Annotated in this window: 10 protein-coding genes; all 10 read left to right on the top strand. The window is 69.0% G+C overall.

The window, feature by feature from the left end; genetic code table 11:
• The first annotated feature begins 261 nt into the window (after positions 1–261).
• Entirely contained in the window at positions 262–1,254 is a 993-nt protein-coding gene (locus ACFM35_RS15170) for an NADP-dependent oxidoreductase (RefSeq protein ID WP_378843539.1), read from the top strand.
• Positions 1,255–1,400: 146 nt separating this feature from the next.
• Positions 1,401–2,444 carry a LacI family DNA-binding transcriptional regulator gene (locus tag ACFM35_RS15165; RefSeq protein WP_378843537.1) on the top strand — a complete coding sequence of 348 codons (1,044 nt, stop codon included), beginning with the start codon at positions 1,401–1,403 and terminating at the stop codon, positions 2,442–2,444.
• A 141-nt stretch (positions 2,445–2,585) separates the two neighbouring features.
• Positions 2,586–4,355 (top strand): ABC transporter ATP-binding protein, encoded by a 1,770-nt coding sequence (locus tag ACFM35_RS15160; RefSeq protein WP_378843535.1) that lies wholly within the window; start codon positions 2,586–2,588, stop codon positions 4,353–4,355.
• Positions 4,356–4,402: 47 nt separating this feature from the next.
• The gene (locus ACFM35_RS15155; protein WP_378843533.1) at positions 4,403–5,317 is read left to right on the top strand and encodes a DUF6807 domain-containing protein; all 915 of its coding nucleotides are present in this window, start codon (positions 4,403–4,405) and stop codon (positions 5,315–5,317) included.
• Positions 5,314–6,150 carry a cupin domain-containing protein gene (locus ACFM35_RS15150; RefSeq protein WP_378843531.1) on the top strand — a complete coding sequence of 279 codons (837 nt, stop codon included), beginning with the start codon at positions 5,314–5,316 and terminating at the stop codon, positions 6,148–6,150. Before ACFM35_RS15155 ends, ACFM35_RS15150 begins: the two co-directional genes overlap by 4 nt.
• A gap of 37 nt (positions 6,151–6,187) precedes the next feature.
• Entirely contained in the window at positions 6,188–7,273 is a 1,086-nt protein-coding gene (locus ACFM35_RS15145) for a Gfo/Idh/MocA family protein (RefSeq protein WP_378843530.1), read from the top strand.
• A gap of 202 nt (positions 7,274–7,475) precedes the next feature.
• Positions 7,476–8,777 (top strand): ABC transporter substrate-binding protein, encoded by a 1,302-nt coding sequence (locus ACFM35_RS15140; protein ID WP_378843529.1) that lies wholly within the window; start codon positions 7,476–7,478, stop codon positions 8,775–8,777.
• Positions 8,778–8,853: 76 nt separating this feature from the next.
• Positions 8,854–9,846: a carbohydrate ABC transporter permease gene (locus ACFM35_RS15135; RefSeq protein ID WP_378843527.1), complete on the top strand. Its 993-nt coding sequence runs from the start codon at positions 8,854–8,856 to the stop codon at positions 9,844–9,846.
• Positions 9,843–10,775, top strand: a complete 933-nt coding sequence (locus ACFM35_RS15130; protein ID WP_378843525.1) for a carbohydrate ABC transporter permease — start codon at positions 9,843–9,845, stop codon at positions 10,773–10,775. Before ACFM35_RS15135 ends, ACFM35_RS15130 begins: the two co-directional genes overlap by 4 nt.
• Positions 10,776–10,783: 8 nt before the next feature.
• The gene (locus ACFM35_RS15125; protein WP_378843523.1) at positions 10,784–11,431 is read left to right on the top strand and encodes a hypothetical protein; all 648 of its coding nucleotides are present in this window, start codon (positions 10,784–10,786) and stop codon (positions 11,429–11,431) included.
• Positions 11,432–11,449: the final 18 nt, after the last annotated feature.

Genomic DNA, 11,449 nt, shown 5'->3' with positions numbered 1-11,449 from the left:
GGTCCCGGTCGTGCGCCTCCCGGTCCCGCGCGAACGGTCGCAACACGCCGTACCAGCCCCGGCGCGCGCCGGCGCAACGGCGAGTCGTGACCGTCCGCGACACGCGCGCGGGCGCCGGCGTGCCTGCGGCCGGTATCGGCCCGCGGGACGAAAAACCTCTCGGAACCGACCCTCGGGGGCCGGATCCTGCGCCAGGCTGAGAATGCGTCGCCTCCGTGCCGTTCGCGACGCGAGTGATCCGCGCGTTCGAGGAGGAGAAGCATGGCGAAGAAGCAGGTGCAGACCGGAACCTTCGAGTACGAGGAGTTCGGCGACGCCGACGTCCTCCACAAGCGAATGCATCCCGTGGCCAGCCCCGGCGCGGGCGAGGTGTGCGTCGAAGTCATCTCGACGGGCATCAACCACATGGAGGTCTTCCTCCGCAACGGCAACGAAGCCTCGTGGGTCGACGATCCATGGCCGCGAGGATCGGGCAGCGACTTCGCCGGCATCGTCACCGCGACCGGCGCGGGAGTGACCGGCTTCCCCCGAGGCGCCGAGGTGATCGGCCACGTGCGCACCGGCGCGCACGCCACACATGTCCTCGTGCCGTCGACCTCTCTCGTGCTCAAGCCGCGCAATGTCAGCTGGGAGGTCGCCGGTGGGCTGTACCTCGCGGGCGCGACGGCTCTCGAGACCCTGGACGATCTCCGCATCGGCGCCGCTGACACCCTCGTCGTCTCGGCCGCCGCGGGCGCGGTCGGGAGCATCGAGGTGCAACTGGCGAAGCATCGCGGCGCGAAGGTCATCGGGACGTGCGGCGAGCGCAACTTCGACTACCTCCGCCAGCTCGGCATCACCCCGGTCAAGTACGGCGAGGGGATGCCGGAGCGCATATCGCGCGCGGCGCAGGGGCCGGTGACGGCGTTCATCGACAATTTCGGCAAAGACGGCAGGGACATCGCCGATGCGCTGGGGGTCCCCGAGACCCGCTATCGCTCCAGCGCCGATCGGCGTGACGTCGAGCTGAAGCTGCTGCAGGACGATCCCGAATCGGTCGCCCACGGCAGCGATCTGCTCGCGCGGCTGGCGGACCTGGCCGACCGGCGTGCATTCACGCTCCTCATCTCGGGGCTCTACGACCTGGATGACATCGTGGAGGCGTACGAGGACCTCGCCCGCCTCCACTCGCGCGGCAAGATCGTGCTCGGCACCCGGCTCGCCGCCCCGTACCGCACGCAGAAGGCGCGCGACGTGCACGACGCCATGGCCTGAAGCGTCCGAACCGCCGGGGTCGGCGACGTCCCGCGCGTCGCGCGGGGCGTCGACGTGCGCCGGAGGTGAGCGCTTACCATGATCGAGCGGGCCGCCTCGGCACCGTGACGGCGATGACGCATCGCCGCCGAGCGCGGGGAGACGCAGTGAAGCGAGTGGGCATCCGGGACGTCGCCGAGCGCGCCGGCGTCTCGATCAGCACGGTCTCGAACGCGCTGAACCACCCGCACACGGTGAGCGCTCCTCTCGTCGAACGGGTGCGGAGTGTCGCCGATGAGCTCGGATACCTGCCGCTGCAGGCTGCGCAGCAGCTGCGCGCAGGTCGCAACGGACTGCTCGGCATGACCGTCATCAACATCGCCAACCCCTTCTTCGCGGCGCTCGTGAGCGGGGCCGAGGAGGCTGCGGCCGCCGCGGGCTACCGCATCCTCGTCGGAAACAGCGACGACGACGTCGTCAAGGAGCGCGGCCACCTCGAGCTGTTCGAGCGCGTGCAGGTCGAGGGTGTGATCGTCTCGCCGTTCGGTGACGCCGGACCGTCGATCCGTCGGCTGCAGGCCCGCGGCATCCCCGTCGTCCTCGCCGACGCGAAGGACGATGACGCGCAGTTGCCGTCGGTGTCGTTCGACGACGTCGCCGGCGGGCGCCTCGCCGCCGAGCACCTGCTCGCCAACGGTCGCCGACGTATCGCCTTCGTGGGTGCGCGTGAAGAGGTCCGACAGGTGCGTGAACGTCTGCAGGGTGCGCGCGAAGCCGTCGCCGAGCACACCGACGCCCGGCTGGAGGTGGTGATCTCCACCCGCACGACAGCGGCGCTCGGCCAGGCGTTCGGTGCCGACATCGCGGCCGCGCCCCGCGCCGAGTGGCCCGATGCGATCCTCGCGACCAACGACCACCTCGCGTGCGGGATCGTGTCGGGTCTCGTGGGAGCCGGCGTGCGGGTCCCCGAGGACATCGCGGTCATCGGCTACGACGACATCGAGTTCGCATCGGTCGCCGCGGTGCCCCTGACCTCGGTGCGACAGCCCGCGCGCGAAATGGGTCGGCGCGCGGCCGAGCTGCTCGTCGAGCACATCGCGGGCTCGCGCGAGCACCGCGCCCTCGTCTTCCAGCCTGAGCTCGTCGTGCGCGCGTCGACGAAGACGACATCGACGGCGGCCGCGACGACGACGGGGGCGGCGGCCGGCTGAGGGATCGCCCCGTCCGAACCCGGACGGATTAAGGCCGAGGGGTGCCGTCGAGGCGTGCCCGGGACTAGCATGGGATCACCTGAGAAAGCGCTTACCCATCAGCGCTCGTCGCGCTTCGCCTGACGCTTCACCGAGAAAGCAATGACGCACCGAACCCATCACGCCACCTCCGCCCTCATCGACGGAGACCATCCGACACGATCGGTGCTGCGTCTGCTGCTGCGTCGCCCCGGACGGATGACCGTCGCCGTGATCGCCTTCGCGATCAAGGAGATCCCGATGTGGTTCCTGCCGGTCATCACCGCGTCGATCATCGATATCGTCGCCGATCGCAGGGAAGTCATGTCGGTGCTGTGGTGGTTCGCACTGGCGGTGGTGCTGCTCCTGCAGAACTATCCGAATCACATCATCTACACCCGCAACTTCATGACCGTCGTCCGCGACACCGGCGCTGATCTGCGCAACGCCCTCGCCGCGCGGCTTCAGAGCCTGTCCATCGGCTACCACACCCGCATGAGCTCGTCGATCGTGCAGACCAAGGTGGTGCGCGACGTCGAGAACGTCGAGCTGATGCTGCAGCAGGTCACGCATCCGCTCCTCTCGGCCACCATGGTCATGATCGGCGCCCTCACGATGACGGCGATCACCGTTCCGCAATTCCTCCCCGTCTACGCCCTCACGGTCCCCATCGCGATCGGCATCCGCATGGGCATGCGCAACAGGTCGCGCACGCGCAATGAGGTGTTCCGTCGCGAGGTCGAGGTCTTCGCCGCGCGCGTCGGCGAGATGGCCTCGCTCATCCCCGTCACGCGTGCGCACGGTCTCGAGGAGACCGCGGTCACCCGCGTGACGAACGGCGCCGACGGGGTCAAGCGCGCGGGACTGCATCTCGACATGCTCAACGGGCACGTCGCGTCCATCTCCTGGGTCGCGATGCAGCTGCTGGGAGCCGGATGCCTCGTCCTGGCCGCCGTCTTCTCGTTGACCGGCATCCTGCCGATCAGTCCCGGCGAAGTGGTGCTGCTGTCGACCTACTTCGCCCTGCTGACGCAGGGGCTCACCCAGCTGCTCATGCTCATCCCCGTCGGCGCACGTGGCCTCGAGTCGGTGCGATCGATCGCCGAAGTGCTGCAGGAGCCCGACCTCGAGCAGAACGAGGGCAAGCGCACCGTCGATGCCGTCACCGGCCGAGTGGTGCTCCAGGGTGTGAGCCATCGCTACCCCGGTGCCGACACCGACGCGATCCACGACCTCGATCTCGACATCCGCGAGGGAGAGACCGTCGCTTTCGTCGGATCGTCGGGATCGGGCAAGTCGACGCTGCTGAACCTCGTGCTGGGGTTCGTGCGCCCCGGACGGGGGCGGATCCTGCTCGACGGCGTCGACATGCAGTCCCTCGACATGCGGACGGCCCGGCGGTTCGTTTCCGTCGTCCCCCAGGAGTCGGTGCTCTTCGAGGGCTCGATCCGGGAGAACATCGCCTACGGACTCCCCCAGCTGCCGGACGAACGCATCCGCGCGGCGCTCCGCGACGCCAACGCGCTCGAGTTCGTCGACTCGCTGCCCGAGGGGTGGAACACCGTGGTCGGCGAGCGCGGTGCACGCCTCTCGGGCGGGCAGCGCCAGCGGCTCGCGATCGCCCGCGCCCTCGTCCGCGACCCACGGATCCTGCTGCTGGACGAAGCCACCAGCGCGCTGGACCCCGAGTCGGAGGAGCTCGTGAAAGAAGCCCTCGGGCGGCTGATGCGGGGGCGGACGACCCTCGTCGTGGCGCACCGGCTCTCCACGATCCGTCAGGCCGATCGCATCATCGTGCTGGAGCACGGTCGTATCGTCGAAGAGGGTTCGCACGACGATCTGCTGGCGCGCGACGGCCGCTACGCCCATCTGCATGCGACGCAGGCGGGCTGACGCCACGACATGACGCATCGCACCCGATGCGCGGAGAAAGGACTCCCATGACCTTCGAACCCGATCGTTTCACCCTCGAGATCACCCCGGACGAGGTGCTCCTCAAGGGTGGCGACGTGCAGCTCGGGCGCTATGTCCCGTCGCCGGACGCGCCCGCGAGCGAGGCTCCCAAACCGTACTGGCATCCGCTGCGTGCCCTCGACGGCGGACTTCTCACCGGCTACCGGCCGTGGGATCACCGCTGGCACAAGGGCCTGCAGATGACGTGGACGCACGTGTCGGGTCAGAACTTCTGGGGCGGCCCCACCTTCGTCGACGGCGAGGGGTACGTCATGCAGGACAATGTCGGCAGCATGCGTCACGACGGCTTCCACGACGTCGTGACCGAGGGCGCGGACGTGTCGTTCACCGAGCACCTCACCTGGATCACGGCGGGCGGCGAGCGGTGGGTCGATGAGACCCGCACGCATCGCATGCACTCCCTCGACCGTGCACGCGGGTCGTGGACGATGGACTTCTCCACGACGATCCGGAACACCCGCGGCCAGGACCTGCGGCTGGGCAGCCCCACCACGGCGGGCCGGCCGGCCGCGGGCTACACGGGACTCTTTCTGCGGATGCCGCGTTCCTGGACCGGCGGCGAAGTCACCGCGCCGGGCACCACCGACGCGGACACCGTGATGGGCAGTGCGGCCGCGTGGGTCGCCTTCTCCGGTCAGCACGACGACGTGGACGGCGGAGCGACCGTTCTGGCGTTCGCCGGCACATCCACCGGCAGCCCCGCGATCGCGTGGTTCTTGCGAAGCGAGCCCTTCCCGGTGCTGGCCCCGTCCGGTTCGTTCCACGAGGAGATCGTGCTCGCGGACGGCGACGAGCTCGCACTCACCCATCGCCACGTGTTCCTCGACCGCCGCTGGGATCGAGACGAGATCGCCGCGCTCGCAGACGAGCTCGCACCGTGACCATCCTGCCGACCGTTCCCCTCTTCCCGGGCGGCGTCGCTGTCAGCGACCTCGCCGTCTACGACTGGGAGGCGGTGGACGGCCGCTGCGGCGGGTCCCCGCACCTGCACACCGTCTCGAGCGAGGGCTACGTCGTGCGGAGCGGGTCGGGAGCCGTGCACACGATCACCCCCGCAGGCATCCGCGTCGATCGCCTGCATCCCGGAGTCGTGCTGTGGTTCTCCCCCGGCACCGTGCACCGCCTCGTCAACGACGGCGATCTCCGCCTGCTCGTCGTGATGCAGAACGCGGGCCTCCCGGAGGCGGGCGATGCAGTGCTCACCTTCCCGTCCGCGGTGCTCGACGATCCCGACGCCTACGCCCGAGCCGCCGCACTGCCCGCCGACGGCGAGGACGATGCCCGCGGGACGGCCGCCCGCCGTCGTCGCGACCTCGCGATGGAGGGCTACCTCGAGCTGCACGCCGCCACCCTCGAGCACGGCTCCGCGCCCCTCGCCGAGCTGCACGCGCGGGCCGCCCGCCTCGTCCAGTCCCGCACCGCGGAGTGGCGGTCGCTGTGGGAGAGCACGGTCGCCGCCGAGACCGATCGCACGCGCCGCCAGCTCGACGCCCTGTCGCAGGGCCTGCCGGGCACGCTCGGAGACGCCGCCGTCGCGCATGCCGAGCAGTCCGTCGGCGAGCGCGGCTTCGGAATGTGCGGACGGCTCCGCACCTGGAACCACCCCGAAGCGGCCCACCCCGGCACGGCACACGACGGCACGAGCCACCAAGACCCGACGGGCGACGACCCCGCGCGTCAAGACCCGGCGCGGTCGACGCCGACACCGTCATGATGACCACCCTTCCGCCCCACCCCTCAGGAGGCACCCCGTGAACACCCTGCGCACCGCGATCGTCGGAACCGGCGGCATCGCGAACGCCCACGCCCGTTCCGTCCTGGCGCACCCGCACGCCGAACTCGTCGCGGTCACCGACCTCTCCCCCGCGGCCGCGCGGGCTTTCGCGGAGCGCTACGGCGAGCCGACGGTGTACGAGACCCTCGAGGAGCTGCTGGCCGCCGAGCATCCCGACGTCGTGCACGTCTGCACCCCGCCCGTCGCCCACGCCGCCCAGGCGATCGCCGCCCTCGAGTCGGGCGCGCACGTCATCGTCGAGAAGCCCCCCGCACCGTCGCTGGACGAGCTCGACGCCATGCGGGATGCGGCCGCCGCGGCCGGGAGACAGCTCGCCGTCGTCTTCCAGCAGCGCACCGGAACCGCGGCCGCGCACGTGCGCGGGCTGCTCACCTCCGGCGCACTGGGTCGTCCGCTGATCGCGCTGTGCGAAACGCTGTGGTTCCGCGACCCCGCGTATTTCGCCGTGCCGTGGCGCGGGAAGTGGGAGACCGAGGGCGGCGGGCCCACGCTCGGCCACGCCATCCATCAGCTCGACCTGCTGGCCTTCCTCCTCGGCGACTGGGCCACCGTGCAGGGGCGTCTGTGGCGTCTGGACCGTGAGACGCAGACCGAGGATGCCTCGACCGCGACGATCACGTTCGCGGGCGGTGCGGTCGCGCAGGTCACCACCAGCGCCGTCTCGCCCCGCGAGATCAGCACCATCCGGATCGACACCCAGCGGGCGACCGTGACGGTGGACCACCTCTACGGCCATGGGCACGAGAACTGGAAGATCACGCCTGCGCCGCACGTCGGCGCCGAAGAGGCGGCGACGTGGGACCTGCCCGCGGTCGAGGAGCGCAGCGACCACGAACCCCTCGTCCGCGACGTCTACGACGCGCTGCTGTCTGATTCGCCGCTGCCGGCGACCGCCGACGCACCGGCGCGGTCATTCGAGCTCGTGGCTGCGATCTACGCGTCGGCCGCCGCCGACGGAGCCCCCGTCACACCCGATGACCTGGCGAATCACCCGACGCACCGTCGCGGGTTCGCGAGCCCCGTCACCGACCTGCGGAGTTGAGCGCGCCGTCGGCGGTACCACTCGACAGGAATCGTTGAATCGTTCGAATTGAGGGACGATGGCTCTTGCGAAACGTTTTTCCGCGTAGTAGCGTGGCGGGCAAGCGCTTTCCAGCATTGCTGGGGGCGCACACACAGCACCACTCACTCGGACACGGACGTTCAGCGGGATTCGAACGCAGACGTTCATTGAAAGGACAAGGATGTTCAGCAAGAAGCGGATAGGCACCGCCGTCGCCCTCGCGACAGGCACCGCACTGATCCTGGCGGGCTGCTCGGGCGGAACCTCGGCCAGCCCCGACGCGACGCCCACCTTCAACCCTGACGAGGCTGTCACGCTCGACCTCGCCTTCTGGGGCAACGACGTGCGCGCCGACCTCTACAACAAGGCGATCGCCGCGTTCAACGAGGAGTACCCGAACATCACGGTCAACGCGTCGTTCCTGGGCTTCCCGGAGTTCTGGGAGAAGCGTCAGACCGAAGCGGCCGGCGGCAACCTGCCCGACGTCATGCAGTTCGACTACTCGTACCTGCGTCAGTACTCACAGAACAACCTGCTGCTGGACCTCGGCCCGTACCTCGGCAACATCATCGACACCGAACCGCTCCCCGAGAACATCCTCGGCATCGGCGTTGTCGACGACGTGACCACCGGCATCGCCACCTCGACCAACGCCTGGGGGCTCTTCACGAACCCCGTGCTGCTCGAAACGGCCGGGGTCGAGAACTTCGCCGGCGGATCGTGGGAGGACTACACGGACTGGATGAGCGAAGTCACCGACGCGTCGGGCGGGGAATTCTGGGGCGGCAGCGACTTCTCGGGCCGCATCCAGAACTTCGAGCTGCAGTTGCGCTCCGAAGACAAGAACCTCTTCAACGAAGACGGCACCCCCGGCTTCGACGAGGCGCGCCTCACCGAATTCTGGGAGTCCGGCCAGGACATCCGCGACGGCATCGGTGTGCCGCAGCAGCGCGTCGAGGAAGTCGTCCCCCTGGGTCCCTTCGACACCGCCAACACGGCGAGCGAGCTGACGTGGGACAACTTCGGATCGGGTTACCTCGGCAACCTCGGCGAGGGCTACACCGAGCTCAACCTCGTCGCCCCGCCGGTCACGAAGGAGGGCGCGAAGGACCTGTACCTGAAGCCCTCGATGCTGCACTCGATCTCCTCCAAGACCGAGCACCCCGAGGCGGCCGCGACCCTGGTGAACTTCCTCGTGAACTCGCCGCAGTCCGGTGAGATCTTCGGCACCAACCGCGGTCTGCCGGCGTCGGAGACGGCGCTCGCCGCGGCGAACCTCGACCCGCTGAGCCAGCAGGTCAAGGACTACGAGGCGTCGATCGAAGACCGTCTGGGCGACGCCCCGCCGGTGCCGATCGTCGGCTACGGCACGCTCGAGGAGAAGTTCCGCCAGCTCGGCGCCGAGCTCAACTTCGGTACGGTCACCGTCGAGGACGCGGTCTCGCAGTTCTTCGGCGAGATGGACGTCGTCCTCAACCAGTAAGTCCGCGCGGGGTCCGGGCGCCCAGCGCCCGGACCCCGTCGCCTCCCCCTGCACCACCGATACGGAAGAAGCCGACGTGACCACCACCGCGACGAGAGTCATCGTGACCGGGAAGCCGTCACGTCGCTCCCTGTTCCGAAAGGAACGGCCCGAGAATCTGAGCAGCCCGGGACAGCGCGCCCGACAGCGCAAAGAGACCCTGGCCGGCTACGGCTTCCTCATCCCCTGGCTGATCGGATTCTTCGGCCTCACGCTCCTGCCGATGGCGTATTCGCTGTACCTGTCGTTCACGAGCTACAACATCTTCTCGCCGCCCCGCTGGATCGGGCTCGACAACTACATCCGGATGTTCACGAGCGACCCGTCGTTCATCCAGTCCGCGCAGATCACGCTCGTATACGTCCTCGTCGGCACCCCGATCACCCTGATCGCCGCCCTCCTCGTGGCGATGCTGCTGAACTATCGCGACAAGGGTGCCGGTTTCTTCCGCTCGTCCTTCTACGCGCCGTCCCTCATCGGCGGATCCGTGTCCGTGGCGATCGTCTGGCGGGCCATGTTCGCGAACGACGGCCCGGTCGACAATTCGCTGTCGATCTTCGGCATCAACCTCGGCGGCTGGATCGGCAACCCCGATCTCGTGCTCCCGGCCATGATCCTGCTGTCGATCTGGCAGTTCGGCGCAACCATGGTCATCTTCCTCGCCGGCCTCAAGCAGGTGCCGAAGGAGCTGTACGAAGCCGCGGAGATGGACGGCGCGAACGCGTTCCACCGCTTCCGGGCCGTCACCGTCCCCATGCTGTCGCCCGTGATCTTCTTCAACCTGCTGCTGGGCCTGATCGGCGCGTTCCAGGTCTTCGCCTCCGCCTACATCATCTCGAACGGCTCGGGCGGACCTGCCGGCATGACGAACTTCATCACCCTGTACCTCTACAAGCGCGGATTCAGCGACGGACAGATGGGCTACGCCGCCGCGATCGCGTGGGTGCTGCTGGTCGTCGTCGCCATCATCGCCTTCATCCTCTTCCGCACCCAGCGTTCCTGGGTGCACTACTCAGGAGACAACCGATGACCACTTCATCCTTCTCCGAGAACGCCCTTCTACAGGTCGAGAACCAGGTCGACCCCGACCCCAAGGCCGCTCCCACTCCGCGACGCCGCGTCAAGCGCCGCACCTGGCAGACGGTGATCTGGCTCGTCGTCCTCCTCGCGATCACCGCGGTCGTCCTCTACCCCCTCGTGTGGCTGCTGTTCTCCACGTTCAAGCCCAACTCCGAGTTCGGCTCGAACACCGCCCTGATCCCCAACAGCCCCACGATCGACAATTACGTCAAGGTCATGGAGGGCATCGCGGGCGTGCCGATGTGGCAGTTCTTCGCTAACTCGCTGCTGATCGCCGTCGGATCCGTCGTCGGAACGGTGATCTCGTCGGCCCTCGCCGCCTACGCGTTCGCCCGCGTGCAGTTCAAGGGACTCGGCATCCTGTTCGCCGCCATGATCGGCACGCTGCTGCTGCCGTTCCACGTCGTGATCATCCCGCAGTACATCCTGTTCAACAACCTCGGCATGGTGGACACCTTCTGGCCGCTGCTGCTGCCGAAGTTCCTCGCCACCGAGGCGTTCTTCGTGTTCCTGCTCGTGCAGTTCATCCGGCAGATGCCCCGCGACATGGACGAGGCGGCCCGCATCGACGGCGCCGGTCACTTCCGCGTGTTCTGGTCGATCATCCTGCCGCTCATCCGTCCCGCCCTCATCACGTGCGCGATCTTCGCGTTCATCTGGGCGTGGAACGACTTCCTGGGACCGCTGCTGTACCTCACGAGCCCCGAGAACTACCCGCTGCCGATCGCGCTGCGCCTCTACAACGACCAGTCGTCGACGAGCGACTACGGCGCGACGGTGACCGCCTCGTTCATCGCGCTTCTGCCCGTGCTGCTGTTCTTCCTGGTGTTCCAGCGCTTCCTCGTGGACGGCGTCGCCACCCAGGGCCTCAAGGGTTAGGCCTCGACATGAGCAGACGCGCACAGAAGGCGGCGCACCGCGCCGCGGTCTCGGGCGCCGGTCCCACCACAGAGGGGCCCGCCGCGCGGTTCCCCGGGGCCACCGCGGGATTCGCCCTGTTCGGCGAAGTCGTGATGATCGGGATGCTGGTGACCCTGGTCAGCCTTCCCGTCGTGACGCTGCCCGCCGCGCTGGCGGCCGGCATCCGTCACCTGCGTCGCTACCTGCACGCCGAAGACTCTCGTCTCGCATTCTTCTGGCGCGACCTGCGTGCGGGCCTCCTCGGGAGTCTCGCGGTCGGAGCGGGGGCGGTGGTGCTCACGCTCCTGCTTCTGCTCGACATCGACCTCGCCGGGTCCGGCGCCCTCCCCGGCGGCCCGGCCATCGCCGCCGTCGGCTGGATCGGGCTCGCGGCCGTGGGCGTGACACTCCTCGCCGCGGCGTCGGCGTGGTCGCCCGAGATTGGGTGGCGCCGGGCGGTCCGAGGCGTGCCGGCGATGATCGCCGGCGATGTCCGCGGTGCGCTCTTCCTCGTGGCGACCGTCGGGTTCGTCGTGGTGGTGACGTGGGCGCTTCCGCCGCTCATCATCGCGGCTCTCGGCTGCGCGGCACTGGCCGCCGTCGCGATTCCCGAGCGTCCCGCGCGTCGTGGATGACTCCACGCCCTCTCTTCC

It is taken from the genome of Microbacterium songi, from assembly GCF_042747925.1.
In the GTDB taxonomy this organism is placed as follows: domain Bacteria; phylum Actinomycetota; class Actinomycetes; order Actinomycetales; family Microbacteriaceae; genus Microbacterium.
The sequence above is the reverse complement of the archived record's forward strand: the minus strand, read 5'-3'. Positions and strand labels throughout refer to the sequence as shown.

What these genes read in the sequence shown, in the direction of transcription:
- ACFM35_RS15170 (WP_378843539.1), top strand. Translation starts at nt 262, where the DNA reads ATGGCGAAGAAGCAGGTGCAGACCGGAACCTTCGAGTACGAGGAGTTC.
- ACFM35_RS15160 (WP_378843535.1), top strand. Translation starts at nt 2,586, where the DNA reads ATGACGCACCGAACCCATCACGCCACCTCCGCCCTCATCGACGGAGAC.
- ACFM35_RS15155 (WP_378843533.1), top strand. Translation starts at nt 4,403, where the DNA reads ATGACCTTCGAACCCGATCGTTTCACCCTCGAGATCACCCCGGACGAG.
- ACFM35_RS15140 (WP_378843529.1), top strand. Translation starts at nt 7,476, where the DNA reads ATGTTCAGCAAGAAGCGGATAGGCACCGCCGTCGCCCTCGCGACAGGC.
- ACFM35_RS15130 (WP_378843525.1), top strand. Translation starts at nt 9,843, where the DNA reads ATGACCACTTCATCCTTCTCCGAGAACGCCCTTCTACAGGTCGAGAAC.
- ACFM35_RS15125 (WP_378843523.1), top strand. Translation starts at nt 10,784, where the DNA reads ATGAGCAGACGCGCACAGAAGGCGGCGCACCGCGCCGCGGTCTCGGGC.